At 38.9% G+C, this 20222-nt stretch carries 21 protein-coding genes; 12 read left to right on the top strand and 9 right to left on the bottom strand.

Annotated features, from left to right (window positions below; translation table 11 throughout):
- Positions 1–4: 4 nt before the first annotated feature.
- The 5 genes from HMPREF1210_RS09645 to HMPREF1210_RS09625 all read left to right on the top strand — a co-directional run bounded on the left by HMPREF1210_RS09645 (position 5) and on the right by HMPREF1210_RS09625 (position 6290).
- Positions 5–784, top strand: a complete 780-nt coding sequence (locus HMPREF1210_RS09645) for an ABC transporter ATP-binding protein (RefSeq protein ID WP_016428478.1) — start codon at positions 5–7, stop codon at positions 782–784.
- 15 nt (positions 785–799) lie between these two features.
- The gene (locus HMPREF1210_RS09640) at positions 800–1870 is read left to right on the top strand and encodes an ABC transporter substrate-binding protein (RefSeq protein ID WP_016428477.1); all 1071 of its coding nucleotides are present in this window, start codon (positions 800–802) and stop codon (positions 1868–1870) included.
- 114 nt (positions 1871–1984) lie between these two features.
- Positions 1985–2680 (top strand): TerC family protein, encoded by a 696-nt coding sequence (locus HMPREF1210_RS09635; RefSeq protein WP_016428476.1) that lies wholly within the window; start codon positions 1985–1987, stop codon positions 2678–2680.
- 284 nt (positions 2681–2964) lie between these two features.
- The gene (locus HMPREF1210_RS09630; protein WP_016428475.1) at positions 2965–4410 is read left to right on the top strand and encodes a circularly permuted type 2 ATP-grasp protein; all 1446 of its coding nucleotides are present in this window, start codon (positions 2965–2967) and stop codon (positions 4408–4410) included.
- Positions 4410–6290, top strand: a complete 1881-nt coding sequence (locus HMPREF1210_RS09625) for an alpha-E domain-containing protein (protein ID WP_016428474.1) — start codon at positions 4410–4412, stop codon at positions 6288–6290. The genes HMPREF1210_RS09630 and HMPREF1210_RS09625 overlap by 1 nt, the downstream gene beginning before the upstream one ends.
- 370 nt (positions 6291–6660) lie before the next feature.
- Here HMPREF1210_RS09625 and HMPREF1210_RS17360 read toward each other — a convergent pair whose 3' ends face one another.
- On the bottom strand, positions 6661–7098 hold the full coding sequence (locus tag HMPREF1210_RS17360) for a YusW family protein (protein WP_016428473.1): 438 nt from the start codon (positions 7096–7098) through the stop codon (positions 6661–6663).
- 162 nt (positions 7099–7260) lie between these two features.
- Between HMPREF1210_RS17360 and ytxJ the strand changes: the two genes are divergently transcribed.
- The 6 genes from ytxJ (at position 7261) to HMPREF1210_RS09590 (ending at position 11596) form a co-directional block, all read left to right on the top strand.
- A complete protein-coding gene (gene ytxJ, locus HMPREF1210_RS09615; RefSeq protein ID WP_016428472.1) occupies positions 7261–7599 on the top strand; it encodes a bacillithiol system redox-active protein YtxJ in 339 nt (112 codons plus the stop codon).
- 146 nt (positions 7600–7745) lie between these two features.
- The gene (locus HMPREF1210_RS09610) at positions 7746–8561 is read left to right on the top strand and encodes an STAS domain-containing protein (RefSeq protein ID WP_016428471.1); all 816 of its coding nucleotides are present in this window, start codon (positions 7746–7748) and stop codon (positions 8559–8561) included.
- A gap of 19 nt (positions 8562–8580) precedes the next feature.
- Positions 8581–9093 carry a GNAT family N-acetyltransferase gene (locus HMPREF1210_RS09605; RefSeq protein WP_016428470.1) on the top strand — a complete coding sequence of 171 codons (513 nt, stop codon included), beginning with the start codon at positions 8581–8583 and terminating at the stop codon, positions 9091–9093.
- Between the two features lie 94 nt (positions 9094–9187).
- The gene (locus tag HMPREF1210_RS09600; protein WP_016428469.1) at positions 9188–9562 is read left to right on the top strand and encodes a nucleotide excision repair endonuclease; all 375 of its coding nucleotides are present in this window, start codon (positions 9188–9190) and stop codon (positions 9560–9562) included.
- 283 nt (positions 9563–9845) lie between these two features.
- On the top strand, positions 9846–10886 hold the full coding sequence (locus tag HMPREF1210_RS09595) for a hypothetical protein (RefSeq protein ID WP_016428468.1): 1041 nt from the start codon (positions 9846–9848) through the stop codon (positions 10884–10886).
- 260 nt (positions 10887–11146) lie between these two features.
- The gene (locus HMPREF1210_RS09590; protein ID WP_016428467.1) at positions 11147–11596 is read left to right on the top strand and encodes a GNAT family N-acetyltransferase; all 450 of its coding nucleotides are present in this window, start codon (positions 11147–11149) and stop codon (positions 11594–11596) included.
- A 78-nt stretch (positions 11597–11674) separates the two neighbouring features.
- On the opposite strand, the gene HMPREF1210_RS09585 is transcribed toward HMPREF1210_RS09590, so the two are convergent.
- Positions 11675–12283, bottom strand: a complete 609-nt coding sequence (locus tag HMPREF1210_RS09585) for a hypothetical protein (protein ID WP_016428466.1) — start codon at positions 12281–12283, stop codon at positions 11675–11677.
- 270 nt (positions 12284–12553) lie between these two features.
- Here HMPREF1210_RS09585 and HMPREF1210_RS09580 point away from each other — a divergent pair, with 270 nt between their 5' ends.
- Positions 12554–12964, top strand: a complete 411-nt coding sequence (locus tag HMPREF1210_RS09580) for a VOC family protein (RefSeq protein WP_016428465.1) — start codon at positions 12554–12556, stop codon at positions 12962–12964.
- Between the two features lie 116 nt (positions 12965–13080).
- Here the strand turns inward: HMPREF1210_RS09580 and HMPREF1210_RS09575 are convergent, their stop codons facing one another.
- The 7 genes from HMPREF1210_RS09575 to HMPREF1210_RS09545 form a co-directional block, all read right to left on the bottom strand.
- Positions 13081–13380: a hypothetical protein gene (locus HMPREF1210_RS09575; RefSeq protein ID WP_016428464.1), complete on the bottom strand. Its 300-nt coding sequence runs from the start codon at positions 13378–13380 to the stop codon at positions 13081–13083.
- Positions 13381–13502: 122 nt separating this feature from the next.
- Positions 13503–14828, bottom strand: a complete 1326-nt coding sequence (locus HMPREF1210_RS09570) for an aspartate aminotransferase family protein (protein WP_016428463.1) — start codon at positions 14826–14828, stop codon at positions 13503–13505.
- A gap of 54 nt (positions 14829–14882) precedes the next feature.
- Entirely contained in the window at positions 14883–15737 is an 855-nt protein-coding gene (locus HMPREF1210_RS09565) for an ABC transporter ATP-binding protein (protein ID WP_016428462.1), read from the bottom strand.
- 1 nt (position 15738) lies between these two features.
- Positions 15739–16536: an ABC transporter permease gene (locus HMPREF1210_RS09560; RefSeq protein WP_016428461.1), complete on the bottom strand. Its 798-nt coding sequence runs from the start codon at positions 16534–16536 to the stop codon at positions 15739–15741.
- A 163-nt stretch (positions 16537–16699) separates the two neighbouring features.
- Positions 16700–17692 (bottom strand): ABC transporter substrate-binding protein, encoded by a 993-nt coding sequence (locus tag HMPREF1210_RS09555; RefSeq protein ID WP_016428460.1) that lies wholly within the window; start codon positions 17690–17692, stop codon positions 16700–16702.
- 171 nt (positions 17693–17863) lie between these two features.
- Entirely contained in the window at positions 17864–19213 is a 1350-nt protein-coding gene (locus HMPREF1210_RS09550; RefSeq protein ID WP_016428459.1) for a sigma 54-interacting transcriptional regulator, read from the bottom strand.
- A 124-nt stretch (positions 19214–19337) separates the two neighbouring features.
- Positions 19338–20210 (bottom strand): phosphotransferase family protein, encoded by an 873-nt coding sequence (locus HMPREF1210_RS09545; RefSeq protein ID WP_016428458.1) that lies wholly within the window; start codon positions 20208–20210, stop codon positions 19338–19340.
- Positions 20211–20222: the final 12 nt, after the last annotated feature.

The raw sequence follows: 20222 nt of genomic DNA, 5'->3' as shown, positions 1-20222 counted from the left end.
CGACGTGAGCTCAAAATCCAAAATATCAATCCATGAATTAACGAAAGTATTTTACAAGAAAGAAAATAGTGTCACTGCACTTGAAAATATCTCGCTCGATATTGAAGACGGGGAATTTGTGTGTCTCGTTGGTCCGAGCGGCTGTGGAAAAACAACGTTACTTCGCATTCTGGCGGGTCTTGAAAATCAAAGTTCAGGAGATTTTACCATTGAACCCGGAGATGAAGATCGACCGAGTCAATCGATGGTGTTTCAGGAACGTGGCATACTCCCTTGGCTGACTGTTGAGGAAAATGTAGCGTTCGGACTGACGATGCGGCACTTGCCAAAATCGATTGTAAAAGAACGAACAACGTATTTTTTGAACAAAGTGGGTCTTGGGAAATTCGCCAAAATGTATCCGAAAGAGCTTTCAGGCGGCATGAAACAACGTGTCAGCATCGCTCGGGCGTTTGCTAATGACCCAGAAATCTTATTGATGGATGAACCATTTGGAGCTTTAGACGAACAGAATAAATACATTTTACAAGAAGAATTATTGTCGATTTGGTCGGAAACAAAGAAAACGGTGTTATTCATCACACATAGCATCGACGAAGCATTGTATTTAAGTGATCGTGTATTACTCATGAGTGCGCAGCCAGGCAAAATCGTGGCAGAAATGAAAATAGATCTGCCTCGTCCAAGGAAATTAGAAGACTTTCGCTCGAATCCGGAAATGGCTTCGAAATTTCTGGAAATCTGGCGTCACTTGCAAATAGAAGTACAAGGATCAAGATTGTAATCGAGGAGTGAATAGATGAAAAAGTGGCTAGGCATGTTGGGCGTTTTGATTTTACTTGTTGGGGGTTGCTCTGATAAGGAAGCAGTGAAAGTGAATGACGATGTAAGTAAAGATAATCCTTCTGGTGATTTAGCACCTTTAAGTAAGAAAACGAAAGTAGTCATTGCAGAAGACGGTTCTGCTTCTGGGGCAGGCTTTTATATTGCTAATGAAAAAGGTTATTTTGCTGAATATAATATCGAAGTGGAATTTGCAACATTCGCGAATAGTGACGACATGTTGCCAGCATTGGCATCAGGGGATGTGGATATTGCAGGAGGTATTTCCTCAGCTGCCTTCTTTAATGCGATTGCACAAGGAATCGATGTGAAAATTGTTGCCGATAAAGGCCATAATGAAATAGGGAAGTCCTACTTCACATTTGTAATAGGTGCTGATAAACAGGATGAAATCAAAACATACAGTGATTTAAAAGGAAAACGCATTGCAGTTTCAGGGGAGCATGGAGTTGACGATTATATATACCATCTAATGCTTGACCACGCAGGTCTGTCGAAGGATGACGTCGAGTTTGTTCTTATGCCGGATTTCGGAAACATGATGGCAGCCATCGAAAACGGCTCCATTGATGCAGCTTTGAATATTGAACCTCTAATCACGCAAGGCGTTGCCGAAGGTATTCATGTTCGATTAGGTGATGCAACCGACTTTGCACCGAAAGCTCAAATTGCCATGGTACTAGGTTCACCGAAGTTCATGAATGACGAGCAGGACGTGTCCTTACGTTTCATGGCAGCTTACTTGAAAGGTGTAAGAGATTACAATGATGCCTTCAAAAAAGGCGAAGGCACAGATGAAATCATCGACATCATGACAGAATACACAGCTTTAAAAGATGCAGCTGTCTGGAAAGATGTATTTGTCACTGGACTTGATCCAAATGGCAAAATGTTCACAGATGATATTCGTGATCAGTACGAACTGTATAAGAAGAATGGTGCAATTAGAGGCGAGTTTGATTTTGATGAAGCCATTGATACAGACATTACGGAAAAAGCAGTTAAAATCATTGGCAAATATGAATGATAAATTTCAGTCCATGACGGGTTGCCATACGGCAGCTTTCATGGGCTTTTTATTGGAAAGAAACTTGAAAGATTTTGTTTGAGGAGTATGATGTAATAAGAGTTACAGAACAAAATGAAAGAAGATGAAAAAATGGATGCACATTTCTTTGGCATACTACTTGAAATTATTTTGATTAATATCGTATTAAGTGGCGATAATGCCGTCGTCATTGCGCTAGCAAGCAGAAAATTATCCGAAGACAAACGCAAGAAAGCCATTTTCATTGGAACAGTTGGTGCACTTGGATTGCGTGTAGTGCTAACATTTGCGGCTGTCTATCTTTTGGAAATCCCGTTTGTAGAAATTATTGGTGGATTATTGTTGTTATATATTGCATTTGATTTAATTAAATCTGCTAATGAAGATCCAGATTTGCACTCCTCAGCGTCGCTGTTTGGCGCTATTCGTACGATTATTTTTGCTGACTTAGTCATGAGTCTGGATAATGTACTGGCTATTGCAGGAGCTGCAGAAGGAAATATCGTCTTGATTGTCATTGGACTGGCTATTAGTGTGCCACTGATTATTTTTGGTAGTCAGCTCATTATGAATCTAATGGATAAATACCCGCTCCTTGTGTGGGCAGGTTCGGGCATCATTGCCTATACTGCTGGGAAAATGATGGTTGATGATAAATATGGCCATTTATTTGTAGAACGTACTTGGCCAATTCTTGAATATATCATCCCGATTGCTTTTGTGTTATTAATTGTTGGGTTAGGTACTGTAGTCAAAAAAAGACAGCAAAAAGAAGTTCTTACTAAATAAAAATGAGCTGCTCCTTCGTGATTGAAAAATCACGGGTAGCAGCTCATTTTTTTATTTATATGGAGAGCAGTTATTTTGAAATATATCCTTTTTTAAAAACACATTTAGATGTGTGCATTTTTGACTCCTATATTCACATATTCTTAGTGATGCCAGTGTGTATTTTATTTCTATTTGAAGGCTTCAAAACTTAGGAGTATGGGTAATGAAAAGAGGAACTTTATGATAAACTTAACGTACTATTTTCTTAATTTTCCAACTTCGTATATAGAGAGGGTGTTTTCATGTTTACTACGTACAAAGTTAAGCCGTTTTTTGACGAAATGTTGAAGGCAAGCGGAAAACCGAAGGACCATTATCAAAAATTTTATGAAATGCTCCATAATTTTTCTGCTGATGAATTGAAAGAAAAACATGAAACAGCCCAATTATCGTTTTTGAGACAAGGCATTACTTTTACTGTCTATCATAATAATGTTGGAGCTGAACGCACAATGCCTTTTGATTTTGTGCCTATCATCATCCCTCCAGAAGATTGGGAAACAATTGAAAAAGGAATGGTACAACGTACAAATGCACTCAATTGCTTTTTGCACGATGTATACAATGAACAGCAAATCATTAAAGACGGGATTATCCCTAAGGAACTGGTTGTGGACAACCCTCATTATTACGTTAAACAAGTACAGGGAATAAAAATTCCATTGAATAATCATATATTTCTTGCCGGAATCGATTTAATCCGGGATGAAAATGGCAAATACTTAGTACTGGAAGACAATTTACGTAACCCTTCAGGCATTTCGTATGTTTACCAAAACCGCTATGTAATGCGTCAGGTATACCCTGAATTTTTTGCAAAACATTCCGTTCAGACTTTGGAGCATCAAGTGACTTTTTTGCACGAAGCGATTATGGACCATGCTCCTGAAGGGGTAGACAATCCTCGAGCAGTTCTACTTACTCCAGGTATTTATAATTCGGCTTACTATGATCATGTGTTTCTGGCACAACAAATGGGTCTACATCTGGTTGAAGGCCGTGACTTATTCGTCTCCGGCAACATTGTTTATATGAAAACGATCCGTGGTCTTGAAAAAGTGGATATCATTTATCGTCGAATTGATGACGACTTCCTGGACCCTCTGGCGTTCAGGGAAGATTCAACATTAGGCGTTGAAGGTTTGCTTGAGGCTTATCGTCAAGGAAATGTGGCAATTTTGAATGGAATTGGCAATGGAGTGGCGGATGATAAAGCGATGTATGTCTACGTGCCAGATATGATTCGTTACTACTTGAAAGAAGACCCAATTATTGATAATGTCATGACTTACCGTCTTGATCATGCCGAACAGCGAAACTGGGTACTGGAACGATTACACGAATTGGTAGTTAAAAACGTAGGGGCATCAGGAGGCTATGACATGCTGGTAGGGCCTCATGCAACCTCAGTGGAAATCGAGGAATTCCGTGAAAAAATTCTTGAAAACCCTCATCAATATATTGCACAACCGACGATAAAATTATCGAGAGCTCCTTCCTACCAAGGGGAAGAATTCTATCCTTGTCACGTGGATTTACGAGTGTTTGTCATGAGAGGAAAAGAAACACATGTATTCCCAGGGGGGCTTTCCCGAGTAGCATTGAAAAAAGGATCCCTTGTCGTGAATTCATCGCAAGGTGGTGGTGGTAAAGATACATGGGTTATGAAGTCTGGAGGGATGAGCTAATGTTAAGTCGTGTAGCAGATTCACTCTATTGGATGGCACGGAATATTGAACGTACAGAAACAAACGCGCGAATTTTGGACGTTCATTTAACACAGATGGTTGAGACTTCGAGTGAAGATTTGTTAGACGGTAAACACTGGCAAATAGTGTTTGAAGCGTGTTCAACTAAAGACGAACTAGATAAGCTAAAAAGTAGTGAAGATGTTCAAGATGAAGATTATATTCGTTATATAGCCTTCCATATAGATAATTTTAATTCAATATACAGTTGTGTTCGCGTAGCCCGGGAAAATGCACGAATCAGTAGGGATCACTTGCCGAATGAACTATTTGAAGTTCTAAATGATCTGTATCTGTTTACCATTCAAGCAGAACAGGAAAGTTTTTCGATTCATCACTTACGCACGTTTTTGCGTAAAGTGAAATTGACGTGCCTGACTGCCCAAGGGATTATTGAATCTGGTATGTCCCGCAGTGTCGCATATCGCATGATGAAAATCGGGAAGTGGTTGGAACGTGCAGAAAAAACGGCACGTATTTTAAACGTGGTATGTGAACAGACACGGGAAACCCAGTTGTTTTACAAAGGCGACGATTACTATGCATGGTTATCGGCACTTCGCATGTTGAATGGCTATGAAGCCTATTTGAAAGTAAATCGTCCCAAGATGGATCCGAAGACCATCTTAACTTTTTTAATTACTGATGAGTCGTTCCCACAGTCGATTCATTACAATATCAATCATGTAAGGGCAGCCATTGATATTTTGGAGAATGCAAAAGTTGCACATTATTCTTCCGAATTATATTACGCCCTTGAGAATGTGAAAAATGAATTTGATGAAATGTCCATTCAAGAGTTAAATTCTGATGATATGCTGGCCTTTTTAAACACGTTCCAAAACAAATGTAATGAAATTGGACAAATTTTCTCGAAGACTTATTATTTAATTGAACCAATTGGTACGCAACGACAAGTTCAATTTTTAGATTTTCCTCAACAACCGATTACAGAAAAAGCTTCCTCCATGAAATACAAAATTGAACATACCAACATTTTTGATTACGATTCATGGGTGGATCAAAGCATGAACTCAATCCGATTAAAGCCCCGTACGGATGAGTGTCAACGATTGCTGTCATATCGAACGGATATTAATCCGGTTGCTCTAACGAAAGAACATGTGGATATTTGGGGGAACAGTGTCGAATCATTTTTTATAGCGGATCATCATAAGCATCTGGAAGTTAAGGCAACTTCCATTGTTAGCATTCAAAAGAGTCCTTGGATTCACCGCATTGATTATTCACCGGAAATGTATGCGATTTTCCATTCCGATTTATTCAGCAGTCACTATTTAGCTTATTTAAGTAATACGGCATACACCTATTTAACTCCAGAACAAATGGAACAAGTCGATAAGGATACCGGACAGATGGCCAATCCTGTTCAATATGCAATTGATGTTATGGGTTATTTGTTCAATCGTTTTACGTATGACGGTTCCTCGACAAATGTTTCAACAAAAGCGTTGGAATCCTTTGATTTGAAGAAAGGTGTTTGCCAGGATATTTCTCATATCATGCTTGGTATACTTCGCGCTAAGCACATTCCGGCAAGGTACGTCAGCGGATATTTGTATGTCGGAGAAAATTCGGCATTAGTTGGGGACGCAGCAAGCCATGCATGGGTTGAAGTCATGGTACCCGGTATAGGCTGGGTAGGACTAGATCCAACAAATAATGTGGAAGCACTCGAAAACCATATTCGGGTTGGCGTGGGTCGTGATTACGGGGATGTCAGTCCGGTGCAAGGGGTTTACCGAGGTGGCAGCCACGAGCTTGATGTGAAAGTATCCGTCAGTTTAATCGATCAATAAAAAGAAGCCTTGACGACAAAATGTGCGTTAAGGCTTTTTTGTATTTTTTTCAGCCTCTGGAACCGTGATTTAGGTGAGCGATGGCTTTGTTGGAAAAATGGGGCTCTTAGTTGGAATATAAATTAAGGAATTTGTATTAACCCCACCGTGACTTTTCATTTTAGAGACAATATCGAAACTCGCCTGGCCGCCATGCATGGCGATTTCTACTTATTGAAAATATCTGGGGTGAGTTTGCTTGAAAAGAAAAAAAGCGAAAAAAATGGTTATGCCGCATAATAGCCAAAAGTAGTGTGTTTGTGCCGATGCCTCCAAAGAACTTCCATAATAAAAGCCAAGTAGCGAATCATGAATGCTACTTGGCTTTTGGCTATTTGTTATCTTTAAATTCTTGGTCGTCCCCGTCGGAAAATTCAACTTCCAAATCGAATTCCTTGTACTCTTCCACGCCAAAGGCCTTTGCCACTTTTTCAATGACTTCTTCTTTACTCATGTCTTTCGTAAGTGCAAGCTCTTTAAAGAGTGGTTCAAGCTTTTTATAAGCATTATCTCCCGACAAATTTAACGATTCCAGCTTATTCAAGTACTCCGCTTCGGTCTCGGATACATCCACGTCAAACGAAACATCAATTGCGTCTTTCTGATCTGCCGTATCTATATTTAAATCAAAAGAACGGAATCCAAATTCACTTTCGGCTTGTTCCCCGGTAGGTCCATTTTTCACTTCCTCCTTTTCTCCGCATGCGCTTAACAGCAACGCAGTCGTTAATAGGAAGGGTCCATAAAAAGCATATTTTTTAGTCTTCATGATTTGTTCTCCTTTCAAATTGTTGTGTTGGTTTAGTTTAGTACATTATGAGTATCCCTAAAGGATGAAAATTTTAAACTGTTTGTACGTAGGCAAGTTATGTGCAAATCGGTTTGAAATTCGAGATAATAGGAAATCTAACTATTGAAAGGATGATGATTGATGGCAACCTATACAGAAATTACAACAATTCCAGAGTGGGAAAATGTTCTTCAACAATCAAAAGAAAAGCCTGTCTTACTGTTCAAGCATAGTACTACGTGTCCTGTGAGTGCTGCTGCTTACCGCGAATTCACTTCATTTGAAACGGGTGTTGACGCTTACTTAGTGAAAGTCATTGAAAGTCGTCCAGTATCGAATGAAATCGAAAGTAATTTAGGTGTTCAGCATAAATCACCACAAATTTTCATCGTGTCGAATGAAGAGCCAGTCTGGCACGCTTCTCACTGGAACATTACCGAATCAAAAATTGGTCAGGCTATTCAAAGTACCCAAGGATAAGATAAAAAACGAAACCCACTTACTCGAGTGGGTTTTTACTCTTTAATTACTAAATTACTGAGTATTCATGCTTTCCACTTATGTTTATAGTAATATTCTCTTACAGAGCAATAGTTAACAATAATAAACTGAGGATGTGCACAATTGTGGATGATATTTTAAAAGTAGGTAAATATTTGGTGGATCATGCAGAAGAAATTGTTACAGAAATGATAGATTCTGCACTTGAAAACGTGGAATTTGAAGTAACAGATGAAATGATTCAGCAATCAATCAAAATCAATGTCGAATTTTTGACGTTATTGGTTGATTCATTTGAAGATAGCAATGAAGTAGCTGCTGCGGAATTGGTCAAATGGAGTAAAAAGAACGGAGAACAACAAGCTGCTATGCTTTCTCAATTATCGACAATGATCAAACCTTATGCAAAAAATCGTTTGATGTACTTGGAAAACATTAATAGAATATCGATGGAGCATGATTTATCGACGGAAGATGTTTTGAAAATCAACAATCGTATAAGCTATCTACTGGATGTCAGCATGATTGAAACGATTTTTGCATATGAGGCTTACCGTGATGACCAATTGAAAGATCGCCAAAAAGAAATCAACGAATTGTCTGCACCAATCGTACCAATCCAACATGGTATTGCTGTTTTACCTTTAATCGGTGTTATTGACTATTCACGAGTCCAGCATTTATTGAACAATGTTCTACCGACTATACCAACTCTAGACATCGATCATTTAATTATCGATTTTTCCGGTATCTTAACGATTGATTCAGAAGTCGCTCAACATATTTTCACGATTCATAATGTGTTGCAATTATTGGGCATTCACATCATGTTTACTGGAATTCGGCCGAACTTATCAATGGCAGTTGTTCAAGCAGGAATTGACTTTACTTCATTCAATACATATGGCAGTGTGAAGCAGGCAATTGAAAGCTTAAGATAAAGGTAGTGAGGTGAAATACATGGTGAAATTGGTAAAACCAAGTGTGGACTTGAAGCTGGCTTATATGTCTCACTATGAGGAATGGAAAGAAAGCGAAGAAGAAATGATTCCTTGGGTAATCGGTAAAGACCCCACAGATTTTGAAGGGATGGTTTCGTCTTTACTGGAAGCTGAAAAAGGGATTGGCTTACCCGAAGGATGGGTGCCTGATTCGACCTACTGGTTAATTGATGAGGAATACCGCATTCTAGGAGTGGTCAATATTCGACATTCGTTAACTAATCACTTGATGAACGCCGGAGGACATATTGGCTATGGTATTCGTCCATCTGAACGCCAAAAAGGATATGCAACAGAAATTCTGAGATTGGCTCTTGAAAAAACAAGAGAGCTTGGTATCAAGCGTGTATTAGTCGTATGTGACGCAATTAATATCGGCTCTGAAAAAACCATCTGTAAGAATGGTGGCGTCGAAGACAACGACTTTGTTGAAGATGATGGAAATGTGATTAAACGTTATTGGATTGGCTAAAACTTTCTCTATAGGTGAACTGTGTATAACTGATAGATTTTTAACGCTATTTGTGATAGCATTACACTCTAAAGAAGTGAGGACGTGACTGAATATGATTAAGATTGAAATGCCAAAACCAGACTTAACGATTGTTCAACGTGAACAAGACCGATCAAACGACGAGCCAGAAATTCCATCAATTTATGGTTTCATCGACTTCCATCAAATTGCACGAGACAAAGGCGGCATCATCATGTTTTACAATAAAGCAGATGAGCTTTTGTTCGTTGGGAAAGCACGTAAAGTAAGACAGCGTGTAAAAAAACATTTTGAAGATAATGTTTCACCACTTAAAGAGCACCGTGATGAAGTAGCGAAAATTAAGATTTTCTATGTTGATGATGCAATGGAACGTGAAATTTATGAGACGTATGCCATCAATAAATTTGTTGCGAAATACAATGTCGATAAAAAGTTTACACATTAATTATTGAAAGCTGTCCTGTAAAGGACGGCTTTTTTTATTGTTTAAAATTTGATTTCGCATGCGGTTGTGAGACGTTTATTGTTAAATGCCTCATTTTAACTAATTAATTGATCCAATTTGATTGATAAATTTCTCCTCATACATGATTTTCTATTTGCAAAGTTTACCACTAGAGCAATTGATAGTTACTTTTAAAGTAATTATTTTTACTGTAAAAAGAAAAAACTATTGCATTGTAAAGTAATTTAAATTACCATTAAAAGTAACGAAGGGGGATTGAATAATGGATAATATTCGTTTAAATGTCGCTTTACTCAGAAGAAAAGTTCCAAATTTAACAATCGCAGCGAAATCAATTGGCATTCGGCCAGCAACCGTGTCTAATTTATGCACGGGAAAAATTGATTTGGGAAAAGCGGAGGTTCGCACTTTGGTTGGTCTTGCATCACTTGCTAATTGTTCAATAGACGAATTAATCATTCGAGGGGAGAAATTGAATATGATTGAAACGCAAATTAAGACTTTGGATTTCTTTGCACCGCTTGTAAAAGGCGGTACGACAGGTATAGTGGCTCGTCCAGGCATGGGGCAAGTGGTGATCCTGGCTGAATTGATGCATCGCTTTAAAGATAGCGACCTCACTACAGTCTTTTTACTGCCGAAAGGGAGTCATCCTGAACTTGAAGGGACAACTGAATTGGCTGATATCGTCACAACTACGATCAATGAAACATACTCGACTTTAACTTCACAAAATGGAGAAGTGATATTCATTACAGACAAGAGTTATATCGTGTCTGGTGAACTGTTGGACTTACAGGAAAAACTAGTTGCAGAACGCGTGCAAAATGTAACAACCATTCTTGTAGATTTATCTGGGGAAGTGGTGGATGAAGACATGCCATATGGTCCACTTGAAACGTTGTGGCAACTGGATGCGGATTTGGCAAGCCGTCACCAATACCCAGCTGTCCACCCGATTTATTCAACTTCCTCGATTTTGGAAGGGATTGATTTGGACCAACGTCATTTTAATTTGAGACAGCGTGCACAAAAATTGTTGCGTCGCTACCGTGAATTGCGATCAGTAGTAGCTGTGCATGGCAAGGAGAAAATTCCTGCAGCCGAGGTGGAAACATATCAACGGGGAGAACGGTTGGAAGCATATTTCACGCAACCATTTTTTGTAGCAGAATCTGTTACGGGCCAAAAAGGAAAGACTGTGGCATTGTCACAAACATTGCAAGACGTTGAAGCCATTTTAGATGGCAAGGCGGATCAACTTTCAATAGATGAGCTGAAATACAGTGGAAGTTTAACGTAATGAAAAAGAGTGGGAATTTCCCACTCTTTTTTGTGTACATCTCAAGTGATTAAAGAATTGCTAGATATGGTCAAAGGTAGTTTGACCATATTCTTTGCTCAAGCGGAACATGCATTCAGCCGAAATGTACGATAAATAATCCTCTTTATTAAAAATCAAAAGAAGTTAAAAGTGCCAAAAATAAAGGGAATGAGTCCGTGTTTAGCGAAATAGTATATAGTTAGAATAATTAAACTATTAACTAAAGGGGAGAAACTCAGATGACGTTCAAAGTTCAACGAATAGAAGATTTGAAGAAAGTAGACGTATCGCAGCTGGTAACAGAAAGTGAAGAAGAAGGTTACCGTTTCTTGACTCGTTTAGTACATGATTATGAAGATGGATCAAATACGTTCAACAAAGACGGGGAAGCGCTTTTCGGAGTGTGGGAAGGTCCCGATAAATTGGTGGCAATCGGCGGCATCAATCAAAATCCGTATACGGAAAACAAAGATGAAGCTCGCTTAAGGAGATTTTATACACTCGGAGTTGCCAGACGACAAGGGGTAGGCTCTCAATTACTCACCGAACTTGTGAACCATGCCAAAGGCAATTTTTCAAAAATCACATGTCGTACTGAATCTGCAAAAGCAGATGCTTTTTACCGGGCGAACGGATTTGAAGAAACTCATGATACGCCTGATACGACACACGTGATGAAACTCGGTTAACCATCACGTAAACCAGTATTTATTTTTGGAAAACAAAAACCTTTAAGAGGAACGGGATTGGCCGGCTCCTCTTAAAGGTTATTCAACGATTTCAAAGGTTTTTAGCATATGATGAAATCTTGCTCCATGTCCTTCAGCAGCTTCGAGGAAATAGTACTGCGTGATGACAAAACTTCCATCTTTCCCGTTACTGATGACGTAAGCATGAACGATTTTGCTGTTTGCTTCATTGCCTGCTGCACCATGTAACTCATATCCTTTTACAGGTTCCGTTACTTCTACAACATCCCGTAGCTCGGGAAAGTCTTTTTTCAGCTCGGCTCCAAATTTAACAACAAGTTCTTCTGGTTTCTCATCGGGAACTTGCATGATGTCCATCGTCACTTCCGGATAATTTTCAGGCACTGGGTAAACAGGAGTAATGATATCTGATTCCTCACCGTGGGTCAGCTTGTAGCGTGTTTCATCTACATAAATCACATATTCCGAATGTTTCCCTTTATTTAACTGGACTTCAGTTTCTTCATCCTCTCCCTCGATGCTTTGAATCACTTCTTTCTCAGGGAGAAACATATCTTTAATTTCTTTCATAAACGCCGTTCCTTTATCCGTTTGCAAACTGAGTGCAATCAACAATGCGACAGTAAAAGTGATGAACAGTGGAATTGCCTTATTCCTCTTTTTCACTTTGCTCATTCTTCCTTTCATATTTTTAATACTACATTTGACTTTATTTTGGCAAAAAAGTTTTAATCTATAGAAAATATTTTTTTAAAAGGGGCTATGCTATAGAAAGCTGTTAAAATTGAATAAAAACCGAGGGAGTGCATTTGACCTTGCTTGCCGCAAGAACGTGAAGTTTGATGCCAACAAGTATGTGGTTTTCATACTTTTTGGCTCATGTGACTAGCGCAAGTGTGCGATTAACAATACCTATAAAAAATTGGAGTGATATTAATGGCAGGTGTAACAGGAATTGGTGGAGTGTTCTTTAAAAGCGAGGACCCAATAGCCTTGCGAAACTGGTATAAAGAAAAATTAGGAATAGATTCGGATGAATACGGCAAAGTGTTTCTTTGGAATTCTGTAAAGCAACCAGGTATAGGGAGGACGATTTGGGCGCCGTTTAAAGAAGAGACGACTTATTTTGAACCATCACAGAAGCAGTTCATGATTAACTTCCGCGTAGATGATTTGGTTGAATTGGCTGAAGAACTTCAATTGAAAGGTGTCGAAATCCTAGCACCTATTTTGGAAGAAAGTTACGGGAAATTTGCACACATTTTAGATTTGGAAGGAAACAAAATCGAATTGTGGGAACCTATTGGTGAAAATATTTTAGATTTGGCGAATGAAGAGACAAGTTGAAAAATTAATCCTCGGCTATGCGATCTTTGGTGAATTTTCTTGTTATTGGTCACATTTGAGCGAAATGTATGCAGAACAAAAGAAAACTAGAATCATACGACAATAAGTCGCGTGTTCTAGTTTTTTTGTTGTTTTATGTTGAGATATATTCGAATGAGGGCGAAGAGTACCAACAGTCCTGAGCAAATCCATACAAAAAGCATAGAGAGACCCAAACCGATATTTGCATCGATAGCAGGATGAGATTGTTCATCAAACAGGGAATAAATGAATGGCCCGCTAATTCCTACAAATAAAGTGATGGCGACAAGCCATCTTTTTGGAGACATCAGAGTGCTGGAAAAGAGAATGGTACCCAGTATAAGGGGAATCAGAGTTTGTAATAATTGAATCATTGTTTGAATGGGATCGGTCATTACGAAGCTCTCCTTTCTTTAATGCATTATATGTTTGATATATAAATCTATGAAGGCGTTATTCAAAATAATAGAGAAAGAGGCTTACTCAATAGTGAGTCAGCCTCTAGTCATTTCATTCTCTATATACCCTCTAAACTCATTAATGTTTCTTCGTATTCCATTATAGCTTCATCGAGTAATTGAAGTCCTACATCAATTTGTTCTTTTGTGACGATTAACGGTGGGATTATTCGGATTACTTCACCGTGATTTCCGCATAGATAGAATAACACGCCTTTTTTAAGAGCCGCATCCAGAATTTTTAATAAGCCCGAACCATTGGGTTGACCCGTTTGTGGATTAATGATTTCAATTCCTATCATTAATCCTACAGCACGGATACTACCGATGACACGATGTCTTTTCTTCATTTCTTCAAGCTGTTGAACGGCATATGAACCCATCTGTTTTGTGTTTTCAAGGAGATTTTCTTCTTTTATTATGCTCAATGTCGTCAAAGCGACTGAACAAGCGATTGGATTTCCTCCAAATGTCGTCCCATGACTGCCGAGTGGCCATTGCTTCATTAATTCATTGGACGCAACGGTGGCACTAAGAGGTAAGCCAGATGCAATTCCTTTAGCAATCGCCATGATATCTGGGGTGACATCGAAAGTTTGTGCCGCAAACCATTCGCCTGTTCGACCAAATCCAGTTTGTACTTCATCAAAAATAAGCAATATCTGATGACGATCGCAAATTTCACGAACTTTTTTCAACCAGCCTTTTGGAGGGACAACATAACCACCTTCGCCGAGGACTGGCTCTAAAATAACGCAAGCTACTTCCTCAGGCGTTACTTGATGACTAAACAAAGTAGCAAAATCTCTTTCCAATTTCTCAATGACATAAGCTTCTGGATCTAAACCGGCCGGACATTCTTTCACGTTTGCGTAAGGTACTTGATATGTAAGTCCTGATGGCTGCATAAACTTACGGTATTTGCTTTTCGAGGTAGTAACACCTAACGCACCTAATGAACGCCCGTGGAAACCACCTGTGAATGAAACAACATACGGTCGTTTAGTCACATATTTTGCAAGTTTAAGTGCGCCTTCTACCGCTTCGGTACCGCTATTGGCGAAGAAAAAGCAATCCAGGTTACCAGGCATAATGTCGGCAAGTTCATCTGCCAGTCTTAAAATAGATTCATACATAATTACACCTGATGGGCCATGCATTAAACCATCTGCTGCGTCTTTGATAGATTGAACCACTTTAGGATGTCTGTGACCGACATTTGTTACAGCAATACCGGACGTGAAATCAAGATATTGCTTTCCGTCTACTCCGAAGTAATAACAACCTTCTTCTTTGATGACAGGAAGATTCGGATGATCTTTGGCCATGCTCGGAGCTAACCGATTTGGCATGTTTTTGACCAGATGGTCCCATTTATTTTCCATACAATTGACCTCCAAGATCATAGTGAGCATTATTTCAATTTAAGAAAACGGTTCTTACTTAATTGATTTCAGGCTTTCTTCCCGAATGAGAGACAATAGTTCTTCTTTGTAATGTCCGAATTCTGCCGTGTTTTTCATACTGAATTCCCGTGGTCTATCCAGCGTGATTGGAATTTTCTTTTTTAAACGTCCTGGCCTTGCGGTCATCACATATACAGAGTCAGCTAAAAAGATAGATTCATCGACATCATGTGTAATAAATAAAATCGTCTTTTTGGACTCATCCCATGCTTTTAGCAAAACTTCTTGCATGATGGTTCTTGTTTGTGCATCCAGTGCTCCAAATGGTTCGTCCATCAATAATATTTTTGGATCATTAGCCAAAGCTCGTGCAATGGCTACGCGTTGTTTCATACCTCCAGATAATTGAATAGGGTAATGCTTTTCAAAACCTTCCAGCCCAATTAACTGAAGGTAATGTCCAGCAAGATCATCCCGCTCTCTTTGGGAAACGCCTTTTAACTTTAAACCGAATGTGATGTTATCTTTGACATTTAACCACGGATAGAGAGTGTATGATTGGAAGACCATGCCACGATCCGGACCAGGACCGTTAATTTCTTGTCCATCAAGCAGGACCTGACCCGAAGTAGACTCTTCCAAGCCTGCTACGATACGTAGTATGGTTGATTTCCCGCATCCTGAAGGTCCTAATATGGTGACGAATTCACCGTCTTCCACAGTAAAAGATGTCTTTTCAAGCGCTGTGGTTTCTCCAGATTTCGTTTTAAATATTTTACCTACATCTTTGATTTCCAATTTTGGTGTGATAATTCGTGGAGCTGTTTTCCCTTCACTTAATATATTGGGTGTTCCTATTGCGTTCACTTCTAGTTTTGGTGCGACCATCTTAATAACCGTCCTTTCTCATCCAGGAAAACGAAGCGCGGTAAATGGATTTGAACATGATATCTGTAATGAGTCCTAGCAAACCGATAATTAAAATACCGACGATAATTTTTTCTGGTTGGAGGAAGCGGGAGGCTTGCATAATCATGTAGCCTAAGCCACTGGATGCTCCAACAATTTCTGCTACCACTAAATACGTCCAAGCCCAACCAAACGTAATACGAAGCGTATCTACGATTCCCGGTAATGAAGCGGGTAAAATTACTTTAGTGAAAATTTGAGCATTCTTGGCACCAAGTGTATAAGAAACATCGATTAAATCGTTTTGCACGTTTTTGGTAACATCCATAACCATGAGTGTAAGTTGGAAGAACGTTCCTAAGAAAATAACGGCCATTTTTTCGGATTCGCCAAGACCAATCCATAAAATTAATAAAGGAATAAATGCGGATGCAGGCATGTATCGAATAAACCCAATAATAGGTTCAAAAGCACCTTCCATAATTCTTAAGGATCCCATGAGTATTCCTAGAGGAATGCCAATTAATGCGGCGATAAGAAATCCTGTAAATACCCTCGAAAAACTGATGCCGATATCAGAGAAAATCTCTCCGCTCATAAACATTTCTGTTGCTGTAGCTAAGACTGCGGTTGGAGTGGGTAAGAACAAGGGATTTACGAACCCGCTATAACTTAGTAGCGACCAGATCCCTAGAACAAAAATAAATGTAATAAGACCAGCAGAAGTATAAATCTTTTTAGGTATCTCTTTATTTGGTGTAAACCATTTGGTTCCCATTTAGTACCCTCCATCTATGTATGTATTTTGGATTTGAGCCTAACTTGAATAGGCAAAAACCAACGCCTATCAAGTTAAACCCTGAATATCAATCACCAAGATGGTACGTGACAATTCATACATCCTATTGAAAGCCGTTTAGCTCATTTGAATTAGTAATTAGTTACTCTTGAAGAAAACTTCCATTCACAACATCATCTGCTTTTAAGTCTTTCTCAAGCATGTCTTGATCTTTATAAAACTGAATAGCATTTTCTGCTGATTGATAAATCGAACCTTTTTCGCTTTCAGTACCAAATAATTTCGCGTTATCTTCTTTTGTAAAGAATTTCAATCCAGTGACTGTTGCTTCAAATTCTTTTACGTCGATATTAAGACCTTTTGCCATAATTTCATTTGCTTCTTTTTCATTTTCTTTCCAATAATCCATTGCTTCACCCATTGCTTTTACAAAGGCTTTTATATCCTCTGGGCGGTCTTTTATCACGTCTTCTTTAAAAGCAACTGTATCTAGGATGATGCCTGGTAAATCCTTTGTTGTTAATAAAACTTTCCCGTTAGCCTCCGCACCTTTAGTCAACCAAGGTTCCCATGTAACAGCGGCATCTACTTTACCAGCTGCAAAGGCTGCACCAGCGTCACCAGCTGACATTTGAACAACAGTAATATCATCTTCCGTTAATCCACCTTGCTCTAATGCTGTTAAGGCAAGCATTTGGCTAGTTGAACCAACTTCAAAAGCAACTTGTTTGCCTTTCAAGTCTTTCACATCATTAATATCACTTTTCACGAGAATTCCATCACCGCCGTATGAATCATCCAATAACCATACAACTTGGACAGGAATATCAGCTCCTGCTAATGTGACTTGTACATCTAAAGCAGTCGCCATTCCGTCAATTTTGCCACCTGCTAATGCAGCTTTACGTTCTCCCAAACCTTCAATAATTGAAAGCTCCACATCCAGACCATTTTTCTCGAAAAAGCCTTTTTCCTTCGCTAAGAACAGTGGTCCATAACCTGTCCATGTAGGAAGAGTTACTTTTAACGGTTCTCCTGATTTACCAGAAGCAGTGGATTCACCTTCTTTACCACATGCGCCCAACGTGACTAGCAACATAAGCGAACATAAAACTAACAACCATTTTTTCAACATAATTTCCCCCTATTACTAAAGTATGTGACTATCTAAAATATCAAGTCCCTGGCCAGTAGGGGCTTAATCGTGTTACCGGATGATTTCGAGATTCTGAAAATTAATAATGGGTAGGTGAGTTAGGAAAGTATACTCTTAAAGGTTAACCAACAAGTATTGCTCTTTTAATGTTTAAGTGATTTTATCCATGTCATCTTCCATAGGGGAGCTGGTATATTTTTTTAACTTTCTAACGACTGAAGGTTGGCTGATTCCAAGGACGTGGGCCATTTCTGTTGTCGTTTTATACCTTTTTTGTGTATTCAGCAGTACTTTCTTCTCTACAAACTCCAAAATATGTGGCAAAGTTTGTCCATCAAAGTCAATCCCTATTTGTTCTCCTTCAGAAGGTTGATAGTGTAATGGTAAATCTTTAAGCGTTATTTTATTCGAATCACTTGTGATGAAAATCCGTTCCAAAACATTTCTCAGTTCACGGAAGTTGCCTTTCCATTCAAGTTGGAGAAGGTGAATATATAGATCATCTGCTATTTTCTTTTCATCGTTATACTGATCGATAAAGCCCTTTACATATAAGGAAATCGCTTTTTCAAGATCCTCGGGTCTTTCTCTTAGAGGTTTCAAATGAATGGGGGCGATATGAAGAAGATAGAATAAGTCTTCCCGCAGTTTTCCTTCTTTGGCTAATTCATCGAATGGGGTTTCACTCAACGCTATAATTCTGGTTGTAGTGTTTTTGTTCAAAAGGTAGAATAATTTTGCTTGTGAAGCTAGCGATAGTTGATCCAGTTCTTTTAATACAAGTGAACCGCCAGAAGCTAGGGATAAATAGCCTTGTGATTGGGACTCTTGATTACCAATGAAAGCGATTTCAAATACAGCTTCAGGAATTGTACTGCAGTTAACTTCAATAAATGGACCATCACTTCGATTACTTTGACTGTGAATAAATTTTGCCAAGGTAGTCTTGCCGACACCACGTTCACCATGAATGACAATCGGAGCATCGATGCGTGCCATTTTCAGGGCTGTTTTAACTGCACGCGCAGAAGATTGACTCTCCATAATGGATCCGTCAATTTGAATATGCTGATCTCTTAGATGGGCAAGTTCTTCTTTGACCTTAGACATTTCAGTCTCTAAATCTTGCAAGTATTCTTTCATAACAATGAGCTCTGACAGTTCGTAAGAATAACTGATGACGAACTCGACTTCACGTTGTTCATTGAAAAGGGGAATGCCGGTAATTAATACTTTTCGTCCAGAGGGTGTAGTTTGAACGGTCACGATTTTCTTCTTTTTTTCCACAACTTCAGGAGTAATTGCTGGAGAAAAAATTCCTTGCGCTTCCAAATCTAAAACAGACTTTCCTAAAAGTTCCGCAGGGGTCAGGCCATAATGTTCGCCGCTGATTTGCGTGACTTTAATGATTTTTCCTTCCCGAGTTGTGATGATAATGTCTTCGTCGTGTGTGTCCATTATTTCTTCATCGGTATTTGGCAGTAATAACATTGTATTCATTCCTAACTCCTTTATTCAGTATTGTATAAGACTATACAATACTGAATAATCTAATTACAAGCGTAATTTAAAATATTCTAAAAATTTATTTGTTTTGAAATAAAAGTCAACAAAAAAACGCCTTTCAAAAGGCGTCCAATTTGGCTATTAAATTTTGAATATATTCGTCGGAACGATGCTTCAAGACTTTTTGGTTCAGGTCATTGATGCCGGAATCGGTCCAACCTTCATAGACATCTAAATGCTCATCCACAAAATCCAGGAAAGCGAGAATATCCCAATAGGGAGTATAGTTTTCATTGGATAATTGCATGTACGCTTCCAGAAAATAATCGGCAATTTTAATACCATATAGCATCACTAAGTTTATTCGGCAATGTGCAACATCTACCAAAGACGGACCTTTGCAAGCATTGATCCAATCAACGACACCATTCAATTCATTTCCTTCCCACAAAATGTTGGTCGGATGGTAATCACGGTGAATTAAAACAGGTTGAAACTCGGGAGAATTTGAACTAACAAACTCAATGGCAAATAACCACGCCTGTTGTTGAGCAGTCCATGTAGGTATCGACACATTTGTAATATCCACATAGGAAGAGTAAGTCCATTTAAAGGTATCGGGAATTGTAGTTTGATGGATAGCATGAAGTGTACCAGCTAATTGATTTAAGCTGGTTGGTAGATTGCATATATCCAATCTAACTTTTCCGGGTATTTCAGTCATCAACAAAGCTTCAAATCTAGGAGTTGCTTCCGAAATGAAGTGTGGAGTTGGTACGGACATGGACTCCATGAGCAATAAACTTTGCTTTTCATGTTCAATTAAATCTGGCTCGTCAGAAAGCCATTCACGATTCGTGATAAGCCTCGAGACGACAGAGTGTCCTGTTAAAAGCTCATGCTTAGTCATCTCGGATGAAACGCCACCTTTTAATGTGGCACTTCTCCTAACACGATGTCCGGTCGCTTCTTCAATCCATTTTTCTAACATGAACTCACTCCT

It is taken from the genome of Paenisporosarcina sp. HGH0030, assembly GCF_000411295.1.
Lineage (GTDB): Bacteria > Bacillota > Bacilli > Bacillales_A > Planococcaceae > Paenisporosarcina.
The sequence above is the reverse complement of the archived record's forward strand: the minus strand, read 5'-3'. Positions and strand labels throughout refer to the sequence as shown.

Excerpts from the sequence above, each read along its gene's own strand:
- HMPREF1210_RS09640 (WP_016428477.1), top strand. The coding sequence starts at position 800 with ATGAAAAAGTGGCTAGGCATGTTGGGCGTTTTGATTTTACTTGTTGGG.
- HMPREF1210_RS09635 (WP_016428476.1), top strand. The coding sequence starts at position 1,985 with ATGAAAGAAGATGAAAAAATGGATGCACATTTCTTTGGCATACTACTT.
- HMPREF1210_RS09630 (WP_016428475.1), top strand. The coding sequence starts at position 2,965 with ATGTTTACTACGTACAAAGTTAAGCCGTTTTTTGACGAAATGTTGAAG.
- HMPREF1210_RS09625 (WP_016428474.1), top strand. The coding sequence starts at position 4,410 with ATGTTAAGTCGTGTAGCAGATTCACTCTATTGGATGGCACGGAATATT.
- HMPREF1210_RS17360 (WP_016428473.1), bottom strand. The coding sequence starts at position 7,098 with ATGAAGACTAAAAAATATGCTTTTTATGGACCCTTCCTATTAACGACT.
- ytxJ (WP_016428472.1), top strand. The coding sequence starts at position 7,261 with ATGGCAACCTATACAGAAATTACAACAATTCCAGAGTGGGAAAATGTT.
- HMPREF1210_RS09605 (WP_016428470.1), top strand. The coding sequence starts at position 8,581 with ATGGTGAAATTGGTAAAACCAAGTGTGGACTTGAAGCTGGCTTATATG.
- HMPREF1210_RS09600 (WP_016428469.1), top strand. The coding sequence starts at position 9,188 with ATGATTAAGATTGAAATGCCAAAACCAGACTTAACGATTGTTCAACGT.
- HMPREF1210_RS09595 (WP_016428468.1), top strand. The coding sequence starts at position 9,846 with ATGGATAATATTCGTTTAAATGTCGCTTTACTCAGAAGAAAAGTTCCA.
- HMPREF1210_RS09590 (WP_016428467.1), top strand. The coding sequence starts at position 11,147 with ATGACGTTCAAAGTTCAACGAATAGAAGATTTGAAGAAAGTAGACGTA.
- HMPREF1210_RS09580 (WP_016428465.1), top strand. The coding sequence starts at position 12,554 with ATGGCAGGTGTAACAGGAATTGGTGGAGTGTTCTTTAAAAGCGAGGAC.
- HMPREF1210_RS09575 (WP_016428464.1), bottom strand. The coding sequence starts at position 13,380 with ATGACCGATCCCATTCAAACAATGATTCAATTATTACAAACTCTGATT.
- HMPREF1210_RS09570 (WP_016428463.1), bottom strand. The coding sequence starts at position 14,828 with ATGGAAAATAAATGGGACCATCTGGTCAAAAACATGCCAAATCGGTTA.
- HMPREF1210_RS09565 (WP_016428462.1), bottom strand. The coding sequence starts at position 15,737 with ATGGTCGCACCAAAACTAGAAGTGAACGCAATAGGAACACCCAATATA.
- HMPREF1210_RS09560 (WP_016428461.1), bottom strand. The coding sequence starts at position 16,536 with ATGGGAACCAAATGGTTTACACCAAATAAAGAGATACCTAAAAAGATT.
- HMPREF1210_RS09555 (WP_016428460.1), bottom strand. The coding sequence starts at position 17,692 with ATGTTGAAAAAATGGTTGTTAGTTTTATGTTCGCTTATGTTGCTAGTC.
- HMPREF1210_RS09550 (WP_016428459.1), bottom strand. The coding sequence starts at position 19,213 with ATGAATACAATGTTATTACTGCCAAATACCGATGAAGAAATAATGGAC.
- HMPREF1210_RS09545 (WP_016428458.1), bottom strand. The coding sequence starts at position 20,210 with ATGTTAGAAAAATGGATTGAAGAAGCGACCGGACATCGTGTTAGGAGA.